We start from the raw sequence: 21,932 nt of genomic DNA on the forward strand, positions 1-21,932 counted from the left end.
AGAGCCGAGTTTGTTGCACCTGAATTAAATGCATTTGCATCTCATGCATACGCATGTACTGTCTCGGGCATGACCTCTCCGCTCACCACCCCCGCGTCCGAAGGACGTTGGACTCCGCGACTCTGGGGCACCCTGCTGGTGCTCTGCGCCGCGATGTTCCTGGACGCCCTGGACGTGTCCATGGTCGGCGTCGCACTGCCGTCCATCGGCGCCGACCTCGGCCTGTCGACCTCGGCACTGCAATGGATCGTCAGCGGCTACATCCTCGGCTACGGCGGCCTGCTGCTCCTCGGCGGACGCGCCGCCGACCTGCTGGGCCGGCGTCAGGTCTTCCTGGTGGCGCTGGGCGTCTTCGCGCTGGCCTCGCTGCTCGGCGGTCTCGTCGACTCCGGGCCGCTGCTCATCGCCAGCCGGTTCATCAAGGGCCTGAGTGCGGCCTTCACGGCCCCCGCCGGCCTGTCGATCATCACCACGACGTTCCCCGAAGGCCCGCTGCGCAACCGCGCCCTGGCCATCTACACCACCTGCGGCGCCACCGGCTACTCGATGGGCCTCGTCTTCTCCGGCCTGCTCACGGAGGCCAGCTGGCGGCTCACCATGCTCCTGCCCGCCCCGATCGCGCTGATCGCCCTGCTCGTGGGCCTGAAGCTGCTGCCGCGCACGGAGCGCGAGCGCGGCCAGGGCGGCTACGACATCCCCGGCGCCGTCCTCGGCACCGCCTCGATGCTGCTGCTCGTCTTCACCGTCGTCGAGGCGCCCGAGGTGGGCTGGGCCGCGGCCCGGACCGTCCTGTCCCTCGCCGCCGTGGCCGTACTGCTGGCGGCCTTCGTCCTCGTCGAACTGCGCAGCCCCAGCCCGCTGATCCGGCTCGGGGTGCTGCGCTCCGGGCCACAAGTTCGGGCCCAGCTGGGCGCGTTCACGTTCGTCGGCAGCTACATCGGCTTCCAGTTCCTGGTCACCCTGTACATGCAGCAGCTGCTCGGCTGGTCGGCACTGCACACAGCGCTTGCGTTCCTCCCGGCGGGCGCGCTGGTGGCGCTGTCCGCGACGAAGGTGGGCGCCGTCATCGACCGGTTCGGCACGGCCCGGCTGATGGCGCTCGGCTTCGCCCTGATGGTGACCGGCTACGTCCTGTTCCTGCGGATCGACCTGAACCCCGTCTACGCCTCGGTGATCCTGCCGACGATGCTGCTGGTCGGCTCGGGCTTCGCGCTGACCTTCCCGTCCTTCAACGTCCAGGCCACCAACGGCGTGGACGAGCACGAGCAGGGCATGGTCTCCGGGCTGCTCAACACCTCGGTCCAGGTGGGCGGCGCGATCTTCCTCGCGGCGGTGACGGCCGTGGTGACCGCGAACAGCCCGGAGCAGGGCGCCGCCACGCCGCAGGCCGTCCTCGACAGCTACCGGCCCGGTCTCGTGGTCGTGACCCTCATCGCCCTCGCCGGCCTGCTGATCACCCTCACGGGACTGCGGACCCGCCGGGACCGGCCGTCCGTCGTGGTCGCCAAGTCCGACCCACGGGAGGTGGAGCGCGTCGCCGTACGCGACTAGGGAGCGTTTCCAGTCGCGACCAAGACGCCCCGCCTGAGGTGCGGCACGCACGCGCAGCCAATCGAAAAAGTGTACGTTTTATACTTTTCCGGACTCCGAAAGAGTTCTACGCTCGTGTACAGATGGCGGGCGGAGGGCCGGCCAGTCGACTCTCCGCCGCCTGTAACGAGCGGAGGCGGAGATGAAAGCGTCGATACGGCGGTCCGCGATCTTCGCAAGCGCGGCTGCTCTTGTGATTGCCGTCTGCGGTTCGACGGGCACTGCCCGGGCCGAGCCGGGCGATGGTGAGCTCCAGTTCGGCTACGTCCTGCCGGAGACGGGACAGCTGGCCTACCTCGGCCCACCCCAGATCGAGTCGTTGAAGTTCGCGATAGAGAAGATCAACGACGCCGGCGGGGTTCTGGGCAAGCCCGTGCCGGCCGTGGTCTCCAGTGACGAGGCGGGCCAGGAGGCCGTTGCCGCGCAGTCGGCGGACCGGGTCCTCGCGGCAGGCGTGGACGCGATCGTCGGTGCCGCGGCCTCCGGCATGTCGCTGGCGTTCATCGACCGGGTGACCGGAGCGGGCGTCGTGCAGTGTTCCGGGTCGAACACCGCTCCCACCTTCACCGACTACGAGGACGACGGCTTCTACTTCCGCACCGTCCCGAGCGACGCGTTGCAGGGGCCCATCCTGGCGGATGTCGTCCGCGATGACGGCCACGACCGGGTGGCCCTGGTCGCACGGGCGGACGACTACGGGCGCGGCCTGATGGAGGCCACCCGGCAGACGCTGGAGGAACAGGGCGCGACGGTGACGCTCGCCGAGACCTACGACCCGAAGGCGACCAACTTCGACCAGGTCGTACAGCAGATGGAGAACTCCAGGCCGGACGCCGCCGTGGTGATCGCCTTCGAGGAAGGCACCCAGATCTTGCAAGGCATGATCGAGTCCGGACTCGGGCCCGACCGGATCGGCGTCTACGGCGCGGACGGACTGCGCAGTGAGGAACTGCCCTCGCTGGTCGCCCCGGGCCAGCCGGAGAGGCTCGCCGGGATGAAGGGGACCGCGCCGGCATCGGCGACGAACGAGCAGTATGTGAAGGACCTCCAGGAATTCGCGCCGGATCTGAAGGAGCTGCAGTTCGCACCGCAGGTGTTCGACTGCGTGACGACGATCGGGCTCGCGGCCGAGAAAGCGGAGTCCGACGATCCCGGCGAGTACGTGAAGGAGATGAACGGGATCACCAAGGACGGCGAGAAGTGCAACTCGTTCGCCGCCTGCAAGGAGCTGCTCGCCGACGGCAGGGACATCGACTACGACGGTGTGAGCGGTCCGCTCGACTTCACCGACAACGGCGAACCCGGCCAGGCGTCGATCGAGGTGTACGGCTACAACGACGAGGGCAAGTTGCAGACCCTGCGCACCGAGACCAGCACGGCCGAGCAGTGACCGGGAGGACCGACAGCGGGAGTCAACGGACGCGGGCGAGCGTGCCGAGGTAGAGCTCGATCACCTTCTCGTCGTGCAGCAGCGCCGTACCCGCGCCGGTGTACGCGTTGCGGCCCTGGTCGAGGACGTAGCCGCGGTCGCAGAATTGCAGGCACCTGCGGGCGTTCTGCTCGACCATGAGCACGGCGACGCCCGCGCTGTTGATCATTCTGCACCGGTCGAAGACGTGGTCCTGATGGAGCGGTGACAGGCCGGCCGACGGCTCGTCGAGCAGCAGCAGCTGCGGCTCCATCATCAGCGCGCGGGCCATCGCGAGCATCTGGCGTTCGCCGCCGGACATCGCGCCGGCCTTCTGCTTGCGGCGGTCGGCCAGCACGGGGAACAGCTCCTCGACCGCCGCGACCCGCCGCGCGTGGTCCTTGGGCCGCAGATAGATCCCCATCCGCAGGTTCTCCTCGACGGTCAGCGTGGGGAACACGTTCTGCAGCTGCGGTACGTAGCCCACGCCCCGCCTGACCAGCTCGTGCGCGGGCCGGCCGGTCACGTCCTCGCCGCGCAGCCGCACGGTCCCGCCGCGCACCCGCAGCAGCCCGAAGACGGCCTTGACCAGCGTCGACTTACCGGCGCCGTTGGGGCCGATCACGCCGACCACCTCGCCCGGCCGCACCTCGATGCTGCATCCGCGCAGCACGTCGACACCGGGGACGTAGCCGGCGACGATGTCGTCGGCCGCCAGCACCGGTGCCTGCTCCTCGGCGGACATCGCTACTCCTCCTCGCGCTTCTCGTCGGTCGTCCGCGGCTCGTCATGCCGCTTGCCCAGGTAGGCGTCCACGACGGCGGCGTTCCGGCCGATCGTGTGCGGTGGGCCCTCGGCCACCAGGCGGCCGTCGGCCATGACGGCCACCCAGTCGCTGATGCCCATCACCACGTCCATGTCGTGTTCGACGAAGCACACCGTCAGCCCCTCGTCCCGCAGCTGCGTGATGTGTCCGAGCAGCGACTGGGTCAGCGCGGGGTTGACCCCGGCCATCGGCTCGTCGAGCAGGAGCATGACCGGCCGGGCCATCAGCGCACGGGCCAGTTCCAGCAGTTTGCGCTGCCCCCCGGAGAGCGTGCCGGCGTGGTCGTCGCGCAGGGAACCGAGCCGGAACCGGTCCAGCAGTTCGTCGGCCCGGCGCTCGAACTCCCGCTCCTGCCCGCGCCACAGCGGTCGCAGCAGCGCCGGCAGCACCCGCTCGCCGCGTTGCCCGGGCGCCGCGAGCAGCAGGTTCTCCAGCACGGTGAGCCGGGCGAGCGTCCTGGTGAGCTGGAACGTACGGACCAGTCCCCGCCGTGCCACCCGGTGCGCCGGGGAGCCCGTGAGCGGCTGTCCGTCGAACGACCACCGGCCGCCGTCGGCCCGGTCGAACCCGCTCACCACGTTGAACAGCGTGGTCTTGCCGGCGCCGTTGGGCCCGATGAGCGCCGTGATGGCCCCGCGCTGCACCTCCAGGTGCTCGACCCGCACGGCGACCAGGCCACCGAAGGTGCGGGTCACCTGGTCCAGGACCAGCAGGGAATCGGGCTTGCGCACCCCCGGCTCCGGATCGATCACGGAGAGACGCGGGTGGGACACGACAGGGTCAGCGGCCACTGAGCAGCATCTCCTTCCGGCTGCCGAGGATGCCCTGCGGCCGGAACGCGACCAGCAGGATCAGGGCGACCCCGACCAGGGCGAAGCGCACCGCGCCGACCTCCGAGGTACTGATGAGGTCCGGCGAGATGTACTCGGCGTCGATGGCTTGACGGAGCGCGCTGTCGAGGAAGCTGAGGACGAACCAGAACAGGATCGCGCCGACGACCGGCCCGAGGATCCGCCCCGCGCCTCCCAGAACGAGCAGCGTGTACAGGAAGAACGTGACGCCCGGGTCGTAGTTGTCCGGGTTCACGGACTGCACCTGGATGGCCTGCATCATGCCCGCGACCGCCCCGATGACGCCGCCGAGCACGAGGCTCTGCATCTTGTACGCGTAGACGTTCTTGCCGAGGCTGCGCGCGGCGACCTCGTCCTCACGGATCGACCGGATGACACGGCCCCAGGGACTGTGGATCAGCAGGGCCAGCAGACTGCCGACCACGAGCACCAGCGCCCATCCGACCATCATCACCCAGACGTCGCGGGAGCTGAACCTCACGAGCCACACGCCGTAGGTGCCGGGCTCGAAGGGGCTGAGCGCGTAGAAGTCGTTCGCGAACCTCTGCAGACCGAACACCCCACCGGTGACCGGCTCGGCCCAGCTGGAGCGGTAGAACAGCCGCAGCGTCTCCCCCGCCGCGATGGTGGTGATCGCGAGGTAGTCGGCGCGCAGCCGCAAGGTCGGCATGCCGAGGAGCAGGGCCAGCACGATCGCGCAGGCGATTCCCCCCAGGACACCGAGCCACATCGGGCCGTCGTACGTCGACACCGTGATGGCGAGTCCGTAGCCGCCGACCAGCATGAATCCGACCTGGCCGAAGTTCAGCAGACCCGTGTAGCCGAAGTGCAGGTTCAGCCCCATCGCGGCGAGCGCGTAGACCGCGGCGATGGGGCCGATTCCCGAGCGCAGCGCGTCGGAGAGGATGGCCGAGAAGTCCATGGCACACCCCTCACCCGACGCGTTCGGCCCGGCCGAGGATGCCCTGCGGCCGGACGAGGAGGACGAGGATGAGGACGAGCAGCGCCCAGGCGTACTGCAGGTCGACCGGGAACCACAGGGTGGACATCTGGGCGACGACGCCGATGACGAGGCTGCCGACCATCGCACCGTAGGCGGAGCCGAGGCCGCCCAGGATGATCCCCGCGAACATGAGCAGCAGCAGCTTGAAGCCCATGTCCCAGGTGACGATCTCCACCAGGCCGAAGAAGACCCCGCCGAGCGCGGCCAGCCCGCCGGCGAGCATCCACACGAACAGCACCACCCGCTGCACATCGATGCCCGACGCCTCCGCGAGGTCACGGTTGGCGGAGACGGCCCGGACGGCCGTGCCGATCCGCGTCTTCTGCAGGAGCGCGGCGATACCGAGCAGCACCAGTACGGAGAGCAGGGTGACCGTGAGGTCCCGCGGGGTGATGCCTGCCGGGCCGAGGCCGATCGTGCTCTGGATGTCGTACTGCGCGTAGGAGGCGGGCCGGGTTCCGTACAGCACGAGCACGACGTGCCGCAGCAGCAGCGAGAGCCCGATGGTGACGATGAACATGTTGATCAGCCCGGTGCCCCGAGCCCGCAGCGGGCGCCAGATGCCGCGCTCGACCGCCCCGCCCAGCAGAGCACCGAAGACCACCGCGGCGAGGGCGGCGGGAATCAGGTGCCAGCCCGGACCGGCCGCGGAGACGTTGAGGAAGAACGCGAAGGTGGCGCCGATCGTGACGAACTCACCGTGCGCGAAGTTGATCAGGTGGATGGTGCCGAAGATCAGTGAGAGCCCGACCGATGTGATCGCGATGATCACCCCGAACTGGATGCCGTCGATCAGCGCCTGCAGAGCCCGGGCGGCGAACGTGGGGCCGTGCGGGACTTCCTCACCCTGTGCACGCGTGGACATCGCGGGCACCATCACGAGGACCAGGGCGAGGGCCGGTACGAGCATCCGCTGATAGCGCACGATGATTCCGGTACGTCACGAACGTCCCTTATGGGATCAGTGTAAGCGCAGGTCGGGGCGGTGACACGCACAGTGAGCCCGAGGCGGGTGCCCACGGATGGCGGAGGATGCGGAATGGGTGACAGCGGGGACCTCGCGAGCGCGTACAACGACGACAGTGTGCTCTTCCGGGTGCTGCGACACCTCGGCTGGGACAGCCTGGTCGACATCGGCTACTTCACGCTGCCCACCCTGCCGATCGTGGTCCTGACCGGGCCGGTGCCCTTTCAGCGCCGGCTGGCCCGCCGGTCGCTGGCCTTGTTGGACGCCCGGCCCGGACAGCTCGTCCTGGACGCCGGATGCGGCCGCGGTGACACCACGGCGCGCTTGGGCGCCGCGGGATGCCGGGCGCTGGGGGTGGACGTCCAGCCGGCGCAGATCGACCAGGCACGTCGCCGCTTCGGCGACAGCGCGCGTTTCGCCGTCGCCGACGCCACGGCCCTGCCGCAGCAGGCGGCGGAGATCCCGCTGACGGAGGGCTCCTTCGACCGAGTGCACTGCCTGGAGGCCGCCTTCCACTTCGGCCATGAGGGCCGTAGGTCGTTCCTGCGCGAAAGCTTCCGGCTGCTCCGTCCAGGAGGCCGGCTCGTCCTCGTGGACGTCACGTCGCGTACGGATCAGCCGATCGGGGCCCTCGATCCGGACGGCCTCGTCCGCGGGACCTGGCGCTTCGACTCCATCGAACCGTACGAGCGGTACCCGCTGATGGCTTCCGCCGCCGGCTTCACCACGCGGCGGATCCTCGACTGGACCACCCCCGTACTCCACAGGGCGGCACAACTCTGTGCCCTGTTCGTCGGCACCGCGTCCACCCGGGCCGGCCGACAGGCCCTGTGCGTGCGGTGGCCCGGCCTCAGAACGCTCGACGCACAGGACTGGGACGAGGTCATCGCCGTCGTCCGGGCTCACCGGGCCATCGTGCGCGTCACTCGCTACACGGCGTACGTCCTCGACAAATGCGCAGACGGCGTCGCCGACGTTGCCCCCGAGTAGACGCTTGCCCACGGAGCGCCGGTCCTGTTTGACTCGCCGTATGACGAGTCACGGGGGACGGCGCACCCAGGCCCAACGCGACGCGGTCACCGTCGAGATCGGGTACGCGCTGTGCAGCGCGGCCTTCGCGGCGGCGGTCGTCTTCGGGGCCGTGGCCGGTCCCGCGCTGCTCTTCGAGCTTCCGGAGACATTGGAGACTCTGCTGGTGCGTGCCGGTCTTGTGCTCGCGCCCGTGCTCTTCGCCGCCCGGGTCGTCAGTGTGCTGCTCCGGTTCCGGTCGGCGGCTCAGCCCAGCCAGCCCGGCCGCACCAGCCCCGACTCGTAGGCGAGCACGACCAGTTGGGCCCGGTCGCGGGCGCCGAGCTTCACCATGGTGCGGCTGACGTGGGTCTTCGCGGTGAGCGGGCTGACGACCAGACGGCGGGCGATCTCCTCATTGGACAGGCCGATGCCGACCAGGGCCATCACCTCCCGCTCCCGCTCGGTGAGTCCCGCCAGGGTGTCGGCTGCCGCGGGCTCCTTGGAGCGGGCCGCGAACTCGGCGATCAGCCGGCGCGTCACCCCCGGTGACAGCAGCGCGTCGCCGGCGACCACCGCCCTTACCGCGCGCAGGAGTTCGTCCGGCTCGGTGTCCTTGACCAGGAAGCCGGAGGCGCCCGAGCGGATCGCCTCGAAGACGTACTCGTCGAGCTCGAAGGTGGTGAGCATGACCACCTTGACGTCCTTCAGTCCCGCGTCCCCGGTGACCCGCCGGGTCGCTGCCAGGCCGTCGAGCGCGGGCATGCGGATGTCCATCAGGACGACGTCGGGCCGCAGTTCGCGGATCCGCCGCACGGCCTCCTCGCCATCGGCGGCCTCCGCGGCCACCTCGATGTCCGGCTGCGCGTCGAGCAGCGCCCGGAACCCTGCCCGGACCAGTGACTGGTCGTCGGCGAGCAGTACGCGAATCACCGGTCCTCCTTGCGTCGTCCTCCGGTCCGCTTGCGGCTCATGTGCCGGCGGACGTCGTCAGCGGCAGTACGGCGAGCACCCGGAAACCGCCGTCCGGGCGGGGCCCCGCCTCGATGGTGCCACCCAGCGCGGCGGCCCGCTCCCGCATACCGACCAGCCCGTTGCCGCCGCCGCCCGCGTCGGCGCCGGTCGCGGGCCCGTCGTCGTCGACCCGCAGCCGCAGCGCGTCCGCGTCCTGCGAGAGGTGCACGCGCGCGTGCCGTGAACCCGAGTGCCGTACGACGTTGGTGAGGGCCTCCTGGACGATCCGGAAGGCGGCGAGGTCCGTGCCGGGCGGCAGGCGCGGCGGCTCTCCTTCCACCTCGACCGTGAGACCGGCGCTCGCCGCCTGCTCCACCAGCTCGGGCAACCGGTCGAGCCCGGGCGCCGGAGCGCGGGGCGCGGCACCGGGAGCACGCAAGGTGTCGAGCACCTGGCGCACCTCGCCGAGCGCCTCCTTGCTCTGGTCCTTGATCGTGGTGAGCGCCGTACGGGCCTGCTCGGGGTCGGTGTCGAGGAGCGCGAGGCCGACCCCCGCCTGCACATTGATCACGGAGATGCTGTGCGCGAGGACGTCGTGCAACTCCTGCGCGATCCGCAGCCGCTCCTCGTCGGCCCGCCGCCGTGCGGCCTCGGCACGCTCGGCACGCTCCCGGGCCCACTGCTCGCGGCGGACGCGGAACAGCTCCGACACCGCCGCGATCGCCACCACCCAGGTGGCGACGACGATCTCCTCGCCCCAGGAGATAGCGGAGTCCCCCGACGGCGGCAGCCACTGATAGAGCCAGTGCGCCACCAGGACGTGACCGGCCCAGAGCGTTCCCATCGCCGCCCACGCCGCCCAGCGGTGCCCGGCGACGATCGCGCTGAAGCAGGCCAGAGCGACGGTGAAGAGCACCGGCCCGTACGGATAGCCGGCCCCCAGGTAGAGCATGACGGCGCCCGCCGTGCCGAAGACCACGGCCACCGGATACCGCTTCCGCCACAGCAGCAGCCCCCCGGCCACCAGCAGCAGCACTCGTGCGAAGAGGTCCAGGTCCGCCCGCTCGCCCTCCTGACCGTGGGCGGCGAAGCTCGAGCCGACCAGCACGAAGACCGTGACGGCGACGGTGGACCGCCAGGGCCACCGGGGCGCACGCTCCCCCTCCCCCCACCGCTCCCACCACGGAGGCCCGTGACGCCACCACTGCGGCGGGCCGCCCCGCCCGCGCTGCTCGTCCATACCGGCCACGCTAGACGCCGCCCGCCCGGAGCGGCGTCACCCAGGCGTGGTGATCACGCGTACTCCTGGGGAAGTACGAAGGCCTCAGAGCCTCGGACCCCAGTCGGGCTCTATGAGGCCGGCCCGCGCTGCGGAGACACCAGTCCCACCCCCTGCGCGAGTTGCCCCACCGCGTGCCGGAAGAACACCTCCCGGTCCTCCACGACCCGGTGGAACTGCCCGAACAGCTCGAAGCCGATCAGACCGTACAGCTGGGCCCAGGCCGCGACGAGGGCCGTCACCGCCTGCGGAGGGAGGTCGGGCGCGAGGTCGGCGGCGAGCCGTTCGGCCTCCGGGCGCAGCTCGGACGGCAGTGAGGGGCCCGACAGGCCGGAGCCCTGGTGGGCGTCGCGTGCGATGCCGATGAGCAGGAGGCCGACGCGGGCGGCGGGCGGGACGGTGGTCTCGGGGGCGGTGTAGCCGGGCACGGGCGATCCGTAGATCAGCGCGTACTCGTGGGGGTGGTCCAGCGCCCAGCCCCGCACCGCCTCGCACACCGCGATCCATCGCCGGAAGGGGGCGGTCGCCGGATCATGGGCCGCCTCGGCCCGCTCGCCGAGGGAGTCGTACGCGTCGATGATGAGTGCGGTCAGCAGGTCGTCACGGCTGGGGAAGTACCGGTACAGCGCGGAGGAGACCATGCCGAGCTCACGGGCCACGGCGCGCAGGGAGAGTTTGGCGGCGCCCTCGGCCGCGAGCTGTCTGCGGGCCTCGTCCTTGATGGCCGCGGTGACTTCGATCCTGGCCCGGGCGCGGGCGCCGTGTGTGGTGCTCATGTGAGCAAGTGTGCCATGAAAGGAGAGCAGTGCACACAAACGAGAGCAGTGCTCTTGCTTTGGAGTGCCGACCTCAGGCAGACTGAACCCAGCAAGAGAGAGCAGTGCTCACAAAAGAGAGCACTGCTCCATCAGACACCAGGGGGACCCCATGTCCACACACGTCCAGAAGCCCGGCTGGCTCACCGTCAACGTCCTCAACCGCTTCGTGGCCTGGATGACCCGCCGCGGCATCAGCGTCTGGGGCTCCCGTGTCCTCGCCGTCCGCGGCCGCAAGAGCGGTCAGTGGCGCACCACCCCGGTCAACCTGATGACCCTGGACGGCCGGCAGTACCTGGTCGCGCCCCGCGGCCATGTCCAGTGGACGCACAACATGCGCGCCTCGGGCGGCGGCGAGCTGCACCTCGGCAAGCACGTGGACACGTTCACCGCGACCGAGGTGGCCGACGACGACAAGACCCCGATCCTGCGCGCCTACCTCAAGCGCTGGAAGGCGGAGGTCGGGGTGTTCTTCAACGGGGTGGGCCCGGACTCCCCGGACGACGAGCTGCGCCGGATCGCCCCCGACCACCCGGTCTTCGAGATCACGGTGACGAGCTGACCTCGCCGCCCGTCGCGGGACGGCGGTCCATCGCGGTCAGGGCCCGCTGGGCCATCGGATGGGTGCGGACGATCTCGCCCAGTGACGTCGCCCCCCGCGTGATGTCCTTGAACCCCTTCCAGGCGGGGCGGAAACTCGTCACCGCCGCGTGGAACAGACCGGGGCGACGCTCGAACACCGTCAGCAGCCGCTTGCCGACGCTCATCTCCACCCCGAGCCCGGCCTTGACCGCGAACGCGTAGTTGAGGGCCTGCCGGCGGGTGTCCACGGCGTCGTGCGCCTCGGCGATCCGCACCGCCCACTCCCCCGCGAGCCGGCCGGACCGCAGCGCGAAGGAGATGCCCTCGCGGGTCCAGGGCTCCAGCAGCCCCGCGGCGTCACCGCAGACCAGCACCCGGCCGCGCGACAGCGGCGAGTCGTCGGCCCGGCAGCGGGTCAAGTGCCCCGAGGAGATGCTCGGTTCGAAGCCGGCGAGGCCCAGCCGGCCGATGAACTCCTCCAAGTACCGCTTCGTCGCGGCGCCTTCGCCCCTGGCGGAGATCACCCCGACCGTCAGCGTGTCGCCCTTGGGGAACACCCAGCCGTAACTGCCGGGCATGGGGCCCCAGTCGATGAGCACCCGCCCCTTCCAGTCCTCGGCGACGGTCTCCGGCACCGGGATCTCCGCCTCCAGGCCGAGATCCACCTGGTCGACCTTGACCCCGACATGCGCCCCTATGCGGCTGGCGCTGCCGTCCGCCCCGACGACCGACCGCGCGAGCACGACCTCGCCGCCCTGCAGGACGAGGGCGACCGTGCGCCGGTCCGGCACCGTCGAGCCGTGCTGCTCGACCCGCTGAACGGTGACGCCCGTACGCAGTTCGGCGCCCGCCTTCTGCGCGTGCTCGACGAGCCGCTGGTCGAACTCGGGCCGGTTGATCAGCCCGAACAGCATCTGCTTGGACCGGCGGGTCCGCGTGAAACGGCCGTTGTGCGAGAACGTCACCGCGTGCACCCGGTCCTTGAGCGGCAGCTCGAAGCCGGGCGGGAGGGCGTCGCGCGAGGGGCCGATGATGCCACCGCCGCACGTCTTGTACCGCGGCAGCTCCGCCTTCTCCAGCAACAGCACACGTCTCCCGGCGACCGCCGCCGCGTACGCGGCCGAAGCTCCCGCGGGTCCCGCGCCCACCACGACGACGTCCCACACCTGCCGCACGTCGTCCGCCGAAGAGTTCTCGCTGCTCACGATGGTCTACTGCTCCCGATCAAGCCGCCTGCCCTGCTGTCTCCCGCATCCTACGGCGGACCTGGTCACAGCCCGCTGTGGGAGGATCTACAGCACTCAGCTCTTCAACGTCGCACCCACAAGGAGCGTGCCCATGTCGCCGAATCCGGTCGCCGAGACCGTCGCCTCGCTGATGCCGGGGGCGATGGCGGAGCTCACCGAACTGGTGGCCTTCCGGTCGGTGGCGGACTTCGATCAGTTCCCGAGGAGCGAGAGCGAGGGCGCCGCCCGCTGGATCGCTGACGCGCTCGGCGCCGAGGGCTTCCAGGACGTGGCCCTGCTCGACACCCCCGACGGGACCCAGTCGGTCTACGGGTACCTCCCCGGCCCGGCGGGGGCGAAGACCGTCCTGCTCTACGCCCACTACGACGTGCAGCCGCCGCTGGACGAGGCCGGCTGGACGACTCCGCCGTTCGAGCTGACCGAGCGCGACGGGCGCTGGTACGGGCGCGGCTCCGCCGACTGCAAGGGCGGTGTGATCATGCACCTGCTGGCGCTGCGGGCGCTGAAGGCGAACGGCGGCGTGCCCGTCCACGTCAAGGTGATCGTCGAGGGCTCGGAGGAGCAGGGCACGGGCGGTCTCGAGCGGTACGCCGAGGAGCACCCGGACCTGCTGGAGGCCGACACGATCGTCATCGGCGACGCGGGCAACTTCCGCGTCGGCCTGCCGACGGTGACCTCCACGCTGCGCGGTATGACCCTCGTCCGCGTCAGCGTCGACACGCTCGCGGGCAATCTGCACTCGGGCCAGTTCGGCGGTGCGGCGCCCGACGCGCTCGCCGCCCTGATCCGCGTCCTGGACTCGCTGCGCGCCGAGGACGGCTCGACGACCGTCGAGGGGCTCGCCTCGGACTCGGCCTGGGAGGGACTGCAGTACGACGAGGAGCAGTTCCGGCAGGACGCCAAGGTGCTGGACGGCGTCGAGCTGATCGGGTCCGGCACGGTCGCCGACCGTATCTGGTCGCGCCCGGCCGTCACGGTCATCGGCATCGACTGCCCGCCCGTCGTCGGCGCCACCCCGTCCGTGCAGTCGAGCGCCCGTGCGCTGATCAGCCTGCGGGTGCCGCCGGGCGTGGACGCGGGCGCGGCGACCAAGCTGCTCCAGGCACACCTGGAGGCGCACACGCCGTGGGGCGCGCGGGTGAGCATCGAGCAGATCGGCGAGGGCCAGCCCTTCCGCGCCGACACCACCAGCCCGGCCTACCAGGCCATGGCCGCCGCGATGGCGGAGGCGTACCCGGGCCAGGAGATGCAGTACGCGGGCCAGGGCGGCTCCATCCCGCTGTGCAACACCCTCGCCTCGCTCTACCCGAGTGCGGAGATCCTGCTCATCGGGCTGAGCGAGCCGGAGGCCCAGATCCACGCGGTGAACGAGAGCGTGTCCCCCGAGGAACTGGAGCGGCTGTCGGTGGCCGAGGCCCTGTTCCTGCGCACCTACGCGGCAAACTGACCGCTCTCCCCTCGGCAGAGGCCCTCGTCCTTGGACGGGGGCCCACCTCTGGCGCGACGGGCACGAGCTGACGCCGGTCCGGCGGGTTCCGGTGCCGCGATCGCCGGGGCGGTGTCCGGGCTCGGCCGGGATCCCCGGGACGTTCGGCGGATCGTGCTCACCCACTTCCACGAGGACCATGCGGGCGGTGCGGGCGAATTCGCCGCGCTCAGCGGTGCCGAGGTGCTGGTCCACCGGCTCGACAGCCCTGCCGTGCGAGGCGAAGTCCCGGGCCCGCCGCCGGTGTTCGAGGAGTGGGAGCGGCCACTGCACGAGCAGGCCCGAAGCTCCTGCCCCAGAGGGACTGCGTACGGCCGCCTCAGGTCACCGAGTTGTCCGGCGGCGACGTGCTGGACGTGGGCGGCGGGGCGCGGGTCGTCCATGTCCCGGGGCACACGCTGCAAGATGCCGCCGATTCCCCGCGCCCTGACCCGAACGGCAGACCCTAGTCGAGCGCCGGGTCCAGGACGATGTCCTCATCGCGCGCGGTCAGGGACGGCTCCTCGGGAAAGTGGCAGGCCGTCAGGTGGCCGGTGGGGCTGTCGGCTGCCCGCACCAGGGGTGGTTCCTCTGTGGCGCACTTGTCCTGGGCCTTCCAGCAGCGGGTGCGGAAGCGGCAGCCGGAGGGCGGGTCGATCGGGGAGGGCACGTCCCCGGCCAGCCGGATGCGTTCGCGCCGCTCCGTGGCGTCCGGGTCCGCCTCGGGCACGGCGGACAGCAGCGCGTGGGTGTAGGGGTGCCGGGGCCGGGTGTAGAGCGACTCGCGGTCGGCGACCTCGACGATCTTGCCGAGGTACATCACGGCGACCCGTTCGGAGAAGTGCCGTACGACGGCGAGGTCGTGGGCGATGAAGACGAAGGCGATGCCGAACTCCCGCTGGAGGTCCTGGAGCAGGTTGACGACCTGCGCCTGGATGGAGACGTCCAGCGCGGAGACGGGTTCGTCGGCGACGATCAGCTTCGGCCGCAGGGCGAGGGCGCGGGCGATGCCGATGCGCTGGCGCTGGCCTCCGGAGAACTCGTTGGGGTAGCGGTTGTAGTGCTCGGGGTTGAGGCCCACGGTCTCCAGAAGTTCCTGGACGCGCCGCTTGTGGCCCTGGGGCGGGTTGATGCCGTTGAGCCGCATCGGTGTCTCGATGATGGTGCCGACGGTGTGCCGGGGGTTCAGCGACGAGTACGGATCCTGGAAGATCATCTGGAGGTTGCGGCGGGCTTCCCGCATCCGTGCGGCGGGCCGGTGGGTGATGTCCTCGCCGTCGAACAGGACGGAGCCGCCGGTGGGTTCGAGCAGCCGGGTGATCAGACGGCCCGTGGTCGACTTGCCGCAGCCGGACTCGCCGACCAGTCCGAGCGACTCGCCGGGCCCGACCGCGAAGTCGATGCCGTCGACAGCTCGTACGGCCCCGATCTGCCGCTGGAAGATGATGCCCTGCCGGAGGGGGAAGTGCTTCTGCAGACCGCGCACTTCGAGGAGGTTCTCCCCGGTGGGGCGGTCGGTGGCCGGCCCGGTGAGGGGCTGTGTGGTGCTCACGGCGTGTTCCCTTTCGTCAGCTCGTCGCCGTCGGTCCCGCCGCGGATCTCCTGTTTGGCCTCGTCGGTGAGATGGCACGCGGCGAGGTGCCCCGCGGTGCCGGAGACGAGGCGCAGTTCGGGCCGGTCCACGGTGCACCGCCCCTCCGGCACCCAGCCCTTGTAGGCGCAGCGGGGGTTGAAGGAGCAGCCGTCCGGCAGGTTGATCAGGCTCGGCGGTGTTCCGGGGATCGGGTTCAGCCGCTCGCCGACGTCGCCGGTGAGGTGCGGCATCGACTGCAACAGGCCCCAGGTGTAGGGGTGCTGAGGCTGCTTGAGCACCTCGCGGGTGGTGCCGTACTCGATGCGGCGGCCGCCGTACATCACCAGGATGTCGTCGGCGACGTCGGAGACCACGCCGAGGTCGTGCGTGATGATGACGACGGCGGAGCCGAACTCCTCCTGGAGGTCGCGGATCAGGTCGAGGATCTGCGCCTGGACGGTGACGTCCAGGGCGGTGGTGGGTTCGTCGGCGATGAGCAGGGCGGGGTCGCAGACCAGGGACATGGCGATCATGGCGCGTTGCCGCATGCCGCCGGAGAACTGGTGCGGATAGTCCCTGACGCGGCGCTCGGGCTGCGGGATGCCGACCCGCTTCAGCATCTCCACGGCCCGCTCCCTTGCCTCCTTCTTGGAGACCTTGTGGTGCACGCGGTAGGCCTCGGCGATCTGGGCGCCGACGGTGAAGAAGGGGTGCAGCGCGGAGAGCGGGTCCTGGAAGATCATGGAGACGGTACGGCCGCGCAGTTCGCGCATCTCGGCCTCGGGCAGGGCGACGAGTTCCCTGCCCTCGAGCCGGATCTCTCCGGAGACCCTGGCGCGGGTGCCCTTGTGCAGTCCGAGCAGGGCCAGCGAGGTCACCGACTTGCCGGAGCCGGACTCGCCGACGATGCCGAGGGTCCTGCCCTTCTCCAGGGTGAAGGAGACGCCGTCGACGGACTTGACGAGGCCGTCCTCGGTCGGGAAGTGCACCCTCAGGTCGGTCACGTCGAGGAAGGGTGCGGGCGCGGACGTGACGTCCGCGGGCTGCGGTGAGGTCTGAACGGACACGGGTGTTCCTAAGGACGGAAGAAGGGCTCAGGCGAGGCGTACGCGCGGGTCGACGAGGCCGTACACCAGGTCGACGACGACGTTGGCGAGGACCACGAACGTCGCGGCGAAGAGTGTGGTGCCGAGGATGACCGGCAGGTCGGAGTTCTGGACGGAGTCGACGGCGAGCTTGCCGATACCGTTGATCCCGAAGACCGACTCGGTGATGACCGCGGAGCCGCCGATCAGGGAGCCGACGTCCATGCCGAAGATGGTGATGATCGGGGTGATGGCGGCCCGCAGCCCGTGTTTGAGGACGACGGTGGCGGCCGGCAGGCCCTTGGCCCGGGCGGTGCGCATGTAGTCCTCGGCGAAGACCTCCAGCATGGAGGAGCGGGTGAGCCGGGTGTACATCGCGAGGTAGACGATGACCAGGGTGGTCCACGGCAGGATCAGCCCCTGGAACCAGCCGGCCGGATCCTCGGTGATCGGCGTGTAGCCGGAGGCCGGCAGGATCTGGAACTTGTCGACGAAGAGGTACAGCAGGAGCAGGCCGATGAAGTAGATCTGCACCGACACGCCGAACAGGGCCAGTCCGACCGCCGCCTTGTCGGCCGCCCTGCCCCGGCGGACGGCGGCGATGGTGCCGAGGCCGACGCCCAGGATCAGGAACGCCACCGCGGCGCCGAGACCGAGGGAGAGATCCGCCGGGAAGTCCTGGAGCAGCGTGGTCAGGACCGGGGTGTCCGTCTGGAAGGAGACGCCGAGGCAGGGCGCGCCGCAGTGGATGCGGACGCTCTGGTCGCCGAAGTCACGGCCGGCGAACAGCCCCTTGAGGAACTCCCAGTACTGCGTCAGGTAACTCTGGTCCAGGCCCAGCGAGTGCTTGATCTCCGCGAGACGGGAGGGGGAGCAGGTCTTTCCGCAGGCCAGAAGTGCGGGGTCGGACGGCAGCGCGAAGAAGATGAAGAAGGTGATCGTGGTGATCACCAGCATGATCACGGCCGCTGCCAGCAGGCGTCTGATGAGGTAACGAAACATGGGGTGCCGGGACCTGACGTGAGTGGGATGCCCGCCGGCGGACCGGGCCGCCGGCGGGGTTCAGAGGGAGTGCGTCCGTCAGTGCTTGACGTAGACGTGGACCAGGCTCGGCTCGGCCACGATCGTGTCGGGGATGACACCGCCGACCTTGGAGCCGGACATCTCGGTGAAGTTCATGTACATCAGCGGGACCACGGCGGCGTCCTTCAGAATCTGCTGGTCGATCTGCCCGTAGGTGGCGTTGCGCTGCTTGACGTCCGACAGCTTGGCGGCCTTGTCGATCAGCGCGTTGACCTTCGGGTCGTTCAGATACGACAGGTCCTGGTTGGCCTGGGGGTTCTTCTTGATCAGCCGGCCGTCGAAGAGGGTCGGCAGCACCGTGGAGGCGTTCGGCCAGTCGGCGATCCAGTCGCCCCAGGTCAGGTCGTACTGGTTCTTCGTGTTGTTGATGGTGCTGAAGTAGTTCGACGCGTCGATCGGGGAGATGTTGACGTGGATGCCGATGCGCCCCAGCGCGGTCTTCACCGCGTCGGCGAAGTGCTCCTGGGTGGGGGTGTTCTCCACCGCGATGGACATGGCCGGCTTCGGGTTGCCCGCCTGCTTCATCAGGGCCTTGGCCTTGGCGAGGTTGCCGGCCGGGTTGGCGCTGTACTGGTTGAACTTCTGGTAGCCGCCGATGCCGGGGCTCAGCATGGTGGTGGCGTAGTCGCCGTACGCCGAGCCGCCGAAGGCGCCGCGGACCGTGGTCTTGTCGATGGCGTACTCGATGGCCTGGCGGACCCGGAGGTCCTTGACGCGGGTGGTGTTGATCGCCAGGTAGTTGATGCCGGGCGCGGCGATCTTGTAGTAACGGCCCTTCAGAGAGGGGTCATTGGCCATCTGAGCCAGGTCGGAACCGGCGATCGGCCACTGCTGGATCGAGGTCTGGGCGGTGCCGGCGTCGGCCTTGAGCTGCTGGTCGATGGCCGACTCGTCCTGGCCGAACCTGACGTCCATCCCGTCGACGTTCTGCTGCCGGATCGGGTCGGTCGACTGCGACCAGTGCGTGTTCCGCGTGAGCACGAGTTCCTTGTTCTTGGTGTACGACTTGATCATGTACGGGCCGTCGGACCAGACCTTGGTGTCGTAGGTCGAGCCGGTGTCGTGGGCCTTGGGCACGGCGGACCAGCCGGTCATGGTGGTGGTCTCGTTGAAGTCGGCCACCGGCTGGTTGAGGTGGAAGACGATGGTGTACTTGTCCGGCGTCTGGATGGAGCCGAGCCGCTTGCCCTGGTAGGGGCCCTTGTAGTCGGACCCGCCGACGAGCCACTGGGAGGCGTAGGGCGGGCCGCCGTTGATGTCGGAGGAGAAGAAGCGCTCGACGCCGTACTTGACGTCCTGAGCGGTGACCTCGGTACCGTCCTGGTACTTGACGCCGTGCCGGAGGTGGAAGGTCCACACCGTGGCACCCTTGCTCGGCGTTCCGGTGTCGGTGGCCAGATCGCCGACCAGCTTGGGCTTCGGGCCCGTCTCGTCCCAGCCCGTGAGGGTTCGGACGATCTCCTGGTCCATGCTCTGGCCCTCGGTCGTGTAGACACGCTGAGGGTCGAGGTGGTCGAAGTCCGCCTTGTTCAGGACGGTCAGGGTGCCGCCCTTTCCGGGGGACCCGCTTCCCGTGGTGCTGGAGGAACCTCCGCATGCGGTGGCCCCCAGGGCGATCACCACGGCGGAGGCCGTGAGAGCGACCGTGCGCGATCTGCGCGTGCTGCGCGTCATTGAGGAAACTCCTTCTTGCTACGGGCGCGGCGGCCGTTCGTGGGACCGCCGGGCCGAAAACTCGGGGGGTGGCTCTGTCAGCCGCGCCGGGCGCGGGGATCCAGGGCGTCCCGGACGCCGTCCCCGAGGAGGTTGAGCGCCAGGACCAGCAGGAAGAGCAGGACGCCGGGCACGAAGAGGTACATCGGGTCCTGGAGGAAGAACTGGGAGGCGTCCGAGAGCAGCGCTCCCCAGTCCGGGTTGGGCGGGATGACGCCGACGCCCAGGTACGAAAGGGCCGCCTCGGTGGTGATGTTCTGCGGGACGGCCAGCGCGAAGGAGATCAGGATCGGCGCCCACAGGTTGGGCAGCAGCTGCCGGAAGAGGATGTGACGCCGGCCGGCGCTCATCAGCCGCGCGGCGTCGACGAACTCCCGTTCGCGCAGGGACAGCACCTGTCCGCGCACCAGACGGGCGGTGTACGCCCAGGCGAAGACGGCGATGTTGAGGACCAGGACGAGGAGGCGGAGGTTCTCGTCGGTGCCGCCGTGGGTGTTGGTCTGCAGCGCGTTCTGGATCACCGGCGTGAGCGCGATGATGAAGAGCAGCTGCGGGAACGCCAGCATCACGTCCATGATCCGGGACAGCAGGGAGTCGACCCAGCCGCCGAAGTAGCCGGCCGCGAGTCCCGCGACGACACCGACCACGGTGGACAGCACGGCCGAGGCGAAGCCCACGTACAGGGAGGTGCGCAGGCCGTAGACGATGCGGGCGAACAGGTCGTAGCCCGTGCCCGGTTCGACGCCGAGCAGATGCTGAGCGCTGATGCCGCCCAGCGATCCGTAAGGGAAGTTGCCCGTGTCCGGGTTGATCGCCTTGTTGTCGGGGGTGATCGGTCCCCAGCCGGTCAGTGCGGTGAGGACCGGCGCGAGCAGGGCGATCACGATGAACAGGACGGTGGCCGCCAGCGCGGCCGTGGTGACCTTGTCCCGCCTGATCCGTCGCCAGGCCGTCCGGGCCGGTGAACGGCCGGCGACGACCGGGCCGCCGGGTCTGCTGTCCTGCGTCGACGGCTCGGTCAGCAGCGCGGTGCCGCCGCCGGTGTCGACCGGCTGGTGTTGCGTGGTCATCGTACGGACATCCCGGATCTGCCCCTGAGGCAAGGAAATTGAGTGGCGGTCGTGAGCGCCGCCGTGAGACATTGCGGACTTTCGCAATGCCGTGCGAGGCCGGTCAAGCCGAGCAGGGGCCAGAAAAGGGATTGTTTGCGGTCATGGAAAAGTGTTGACGAGAGCGGGGAATGTGATTACCCGCCGCGTGAAGGAATGAGGGCGATTCCTTGAGCGGTGATTGGCATTGCCTCCGGGCGCGTTTCCTCTCGCTTTTCCCTCGGAATCCCCCGCGCCGGGTAAAGGGCACGCACGCGGACCCCGGCTCAGCCGACAGGCACCCCGGCTTCCAGGTAGAACGCCGCCCCGCGTTCGCGTGCCCTCAGGGCCCAGCGCAGCCGCTCGTAGCGCACCGGTGGCAGCAGATCGGCGGCCTCCTCCTCGGTGACGAACCGCCAGTCGCGCAGTTCCGGCCCGGGCAGCACCAGCCGGCCGGCCTCCGCGGAGTGGAGGAGGCCGCCGTCGAAGAGGAGCCGCAGGCCGCCGAAGCCAGGGGGCGCGGGGCGCTCCCAGTCGACGACGAGCAGGCTCGGCACCTCGTCGAGGTGGATGCCGGTCTCCTCGGCGACCTCCCGGACACCGGCCCGCGCGGGTGCCTCACCGGGTTCGACGACTCCGCCGGGAAACTCCCAGCCGGCCTTGTAGGTGGGGTCGACCAGCAGCACCCGGTCCTGTTCGTCGAAGAGGAGCACACCGGCGGCGAGCGTCTCGGCGGTGGGCTCCGGTGTCTGCACGATGTCGCAGACGGGCACGGAGCCGCCCTGCACGGCCTCGGCGATGCGGGCGGCGGTCTCGTACGGTGTGAGGTCGCTGGTGTCGACCGGGTGCGCGTCCGCGGTGAGCCAGGAGGCGAGCGCGGCCCGGTACGGCTCGATGTGGTCGGCGGACCACTGGCGTATTCGTATCTCGCCGTCGGGGAGGTCGCGCGGAATCTCACGGCCCGCGATGCGCTCCCGCAGTATCGTTTCGGCCGGAGCGAGCAGGATGTGGCTGACCGGAATCCTGCGCGCGGCCAGGCCGCCGAAGATCTCGTCGCGGTACTCCTGTCGCAGCAGCGTCATCGGGACCACCAGGGTTCCGCCGAGCTCGGCGAGCATCGCGGCCGCCGTGTCGATCACGAGCCGTCGCCAGATCGGCAGGTCCTGGAAGTCGCCGACCTCGGCGAGGCGCTTGGGCGGCAGCAGATACCGGAGCGCTCCGCCGATCACCTCGGGGTCGAAGAGCGTACTGTTCGGGATCAGTTCGATCAGTTCCTGTGCGGTGGTGGTCTTCCCCGCACCGAACGCGCCGTTGATCCAGACGACGGTCACAGGTCCCCCTCTTCTGTTGGCCCCCTGAGGCTTGCCCGCTCCACCCGGCCACGGAAACCAGCCC

The 21,932-nt window shown here is 70.1% G+C and carries 20 protein-coding genes and 1 pseudogene; 7 read left to right on the forward strand and 14 right to left on the reverse strand.

Annotated elements, in window-relative coordinates; translation table 11 throughout:
• The first annotated feature begins 69 nt into the window (after window positions 1-69).
• Window positions 70-1,551, forward strand: coding sequence for an MFS transporter (locus tag ACWIF2_RS10035; protein ID WP_454359665.1), 1,482 nt, complete (start codon window positions 70-72; stop codon window positions 1,549-1,551).
• A gap of 181 nt (window positions 1,552-1,732) precedes the next feature.
• Window positions 1,733-2,980 carry an ABC transporter substrate-binding protein gene (locus ACWIF2_RS10040; RefSeq protein ID WP_454359666.1) on the forward strand — a complete coding sequence of 416 codons (1,248 nt, stop codon included), beginning with the start codon at window positions 1,733-1,735 and terminating at the stop codon, window positions 2,978-2,980.
• A gap of 22 nt (window positions 2,981-3,002) precedes the next feature.
• Here the strand turns inward: ACWIF2_RS10040 and ACWIF2_RS10045 are convergent, their stop codons facing one another.
• The 4 genes from ACWIF2_RS10045 to ACWIF2_RS10060 are packed head-to-tail and all read right to left on the reverse strand — an operon-like array spanning window position 3,003 to window position 6,603.
• Window positions 3,003-3,743, reverse strand: a complete 741-nt coding sequence (locus ACWIF2_RS10045; protein ID WP_454359667.1) for an ABC transporter ATP-binding protein — start codon at window positions 3,741-3,743, stop codon at window positions 3,003-3,005.
• Window positions 3,744-3,745: 2 nt separating this feature from the next.
• Window positions 3,746-4,615 (reverse strand): ABC transporter ATP-binding protein, encoded by an 870-nt coding sequence (locus ACWIF2_RS10050; RefSeq protein ID WP_454359668.1) that lies wholly within the window; start codon window positions 4,613-4,615, stop codon window positions 3,746-3,748.
• Complete coding sequence (locus ACWIF2_RS10055; RefSeq protein WP_454359669.1) at window positions 4,605-5,597, reverse strand: branched-chain amino acid ABC transporter permease; 993 nt, start codon at window positions 5,595-5,597, stop codon at window positions 4,605-4,607. Before ACWIF2_RS10055 ends, ACWIF2_RS10050 begins: the two co-directional genes overlap by 11 nt.
• Before the next feature lie 10 nt (window positions 5,598-5,607).
• On the reverse strand, window positions 5,608-6,603 hold the full coding sequence (locus tag ACWIF2_RS10060) for a branched-chain amino acid ABC transporter permease (protein WP_454359670.1): 996 nt from the start codon (window positions 6,601-6,603) through the stop codon (window positions 5,608-5,610).
• A gap of 114 nt (window positions 6,604-6,717) precedes the next feature.
• Between ACWIF2_RS10060 and ACWIF2_RS10065 the strand changes: the two genes are divergently transcribed.
• Together ACWIF2_RS10065 and ACWIF2_RS10070 are read left to right on the forward strand one after the other, a co-directional pair.
• Entirely contained in the window at window positions 6,718-7,635 is a 918-nt protein-coding gene (locus tag ACWIF2_RS10065) for an SAM-dependent methyltransferase (RefSeq protein ID WP_454359671.1), read from the forward strand.
• Window positions 7,636-7,675: 40 nt separating this feature from the next.
• On the forward strand, window positions 7,676-7,960 hold the full coding sequence (locus ACWIF2_RS10070) for a DUF6332 family protein (protein WP_454359672.1): 285 nt from the start codon (window positions 7,676-7,678) through the stop codon (window positions 7,958-7,960).
• On the opposite strand, the gene ACWIF2_RS10075 is transcribed toward ACWIF2_RS10070, so the two are convergent.
• The 3 genes from ACWIF2_RS10075 to ACWIF2_RS10085 all read right to left on the reverse strand — a co-directional run bounded on the left by ACWIF2_RS10075 (window position 7,921) and on the right by ACWIF2_RS10085 (window position 10,662).
• On the reverse strand, window positions 7,921-8,586 hold the full coding sequence (locus tag ACWIF2_RS10075; protein WP_454359673.1) for a response regulator: 666 nt from the start codon (window positions 8,584-8,586) through the stop codon (window positions 7,921-7,923). The genes ACWIF2_RS10070 and ACWIF2_RS10075 overlap by 40 nt on opposite strands.
• A gap of 37 nt (window positions 8,587-8,623) precedes the next feature.
• Window positions 8,624-9,847 carry a sensor histidine kinase gene (locus ACWIF2_RS10080; protein ID WP_454359674.1) on the reverse strand — a complete coding sequence of 408 codons (1,224 nt, stop codon included), beginning with the start codon at window positions 9,845-9,847 and terminating at the stop codon, window positions 8,624-8,626.
• Window positions 9,848-9,957: 110 nt separating this feature from the next.
• Window positions 9,958-10,662: a TetR/AcrR family transcriptional regulator gene (locus tag ACWIF2_RS10085; RefSeq protein WP_454359675.1), complete on the reverse strand. Its 705-nt coding sequence runs from the start codon at window positions 10,660-10,662 to the stop codon at window positions 9,958-9,960.
• 151 nt (window positions 10,663-10,813) lie between these two features.
• Between ACWIF2_RS10085 and ACWIF2_RS10090 the strand changes: the two genes are divergently transcribed.
• Window positions 10,814-11,263 (forward strand): nitroreductase family deazaflavin-dependent oxidoreductase, encoded by a 450-nt coding sequence (locus ACWIF2_RS10090; RefSeq protein ID WP_432957657.1) that lies wholly within the window; start codon window positions 10,814-10,816, stop codon window positions 11,261-11,263.
• Here the strand turns inward: ACWIF2_RS10090 and ACWIF2_RS10095 are convergent.
• A complete protein-coding gene (locus ACWIF2_RS10095; protein ID WP_454359676.1) occupies window positions 11,247-12,488 on the reverse strand; it encodes a geranylgeranyl reductase family protein in 1,242 nt (413 codons plus the stop codon). The two genes, ACWIF2_RS10090 and ACWIF2_RS10095, sit on opposite strands and share 17 nt — an antisense overlap.
• A gap of 133 nt (window positions 12,489-12,621) precedes the next feature.
• Between ACWIF2_RS10095 and ACWIF2_RS10100 the strand changes: the two genes are divergently transcribed.
• A complete protein-coding gene (locus tag ACWIF2_RS10100; RefSeq protein ID WP_454359677.1) occupies window positions 12,622-13,977 on the forward strand; it encodes a M20/M25/M40 family metallo-hydrolase in 1,356 nt (451 codons plus the stop codon).
• Between the two features lie 69 nt (window positions 13,978-14,046).
• A pseudogene (locus ACWIF2_RS10105) lies at window positions 14,047-14,414 on the forward strand (MBL fold metallo-hydrolase); the annotation flags it as partial.
• A 47-nt stretch (window positions 14,415-14,461) separates the two neighbouring features.
• Here the strand turns inward: ACWIF2_RS10105 and ACWIF2_RS10110 are convergent.
• The 6 genes from ACWIF2_RS10110 to ACWIF2_RS10135 form a co-directional block, all read right to left on the reverse strand.
• Window positions 14,462-15,547: an ABC transporter ATP-binding protein gene (locus ACWIF2_RS10110; protein WP_454359678.1), complete on the reverse strand. Its 1,086-nt coding sequence runs from the start codon at window positions 15,545-15,547 to the stop codon at window positions 14,462-14,464.
• Window positions 15,544-16,635, reverse strand: a complete 1,092-nt coding sequence (locus ACWIF2_RS10115) for an ABC transporter ATP-binding protein (protein WP_454359679.1) — start codon at window positions 16,633-16,635, stop codon at window positions 15,544-15,546. Before ACWIF2_RS10115 ends, ACWIF2_RS10110 begins: the two co-directional genes overlap by 4 nt.
• 27 nt (window positions 16,636-16,662) lie before the next feature.
• The gene (locus tag ACWIF2_RS10120; RefSeq protein ID WP_454359680.1) at window positions 16,663-17,655 is read right to left on the reverse strand and encodes an ABC transporter permease; all 993 of its coding nucleotides are present in this window, start codon (window positions 17,653-17,655) and stop codon (window positions 16,663-16,665) included.
• A 78-nt stretch (window positions 17,656-17,733) separates the two neighbouring features.
• The gene (locus ACWIF2_RS10125) at window positions 17,734-19,410 is read right to left on the reverse strand and encodes an ABC transporter substrate-binding protein (RefSeq protein ID WP_454359681.1); all 1,677 of its coding nucleotides are present in this window, start codon (window positions 19,408-19,410) and stop codon (window positions 17,734-17,736) included.
• Window positions 19,411-19,487: 77 nt separating this feature from the next.
• Window positions 19,488-20,519 carry an ABC transporter permease gene (locus tag ACWIF2_RS10130; protein ID WP_454359682.1) on the reverse strand — a complete coding sequence of 344 codons (1,032 nt, stop codon included), beginning with the start codon at window positions 20,517-20,519 and terminating at the stop codon, window positions 19,488-19,490.
• 305 nt (window positions 20,520-20,824) lie between these two features.
• The gene (locus ACWIF2_RS10135) at window positions 20,825-21,868 is read right to left on the reverse strand and encodes an NUDIX hydrolase (protein WP_454359683.1); all 1,044 of its coding nucleotides are present in this window, start codon (window positions 21,866-21,868) and stop codon (window positions 20,825-20,827) included.
• Window positions 21,869-21,932 lie beyond the last annotated feature (64 nt).

Source organism: Streptomyces sp. NPDC055506 (assembly GCF_053643595.1).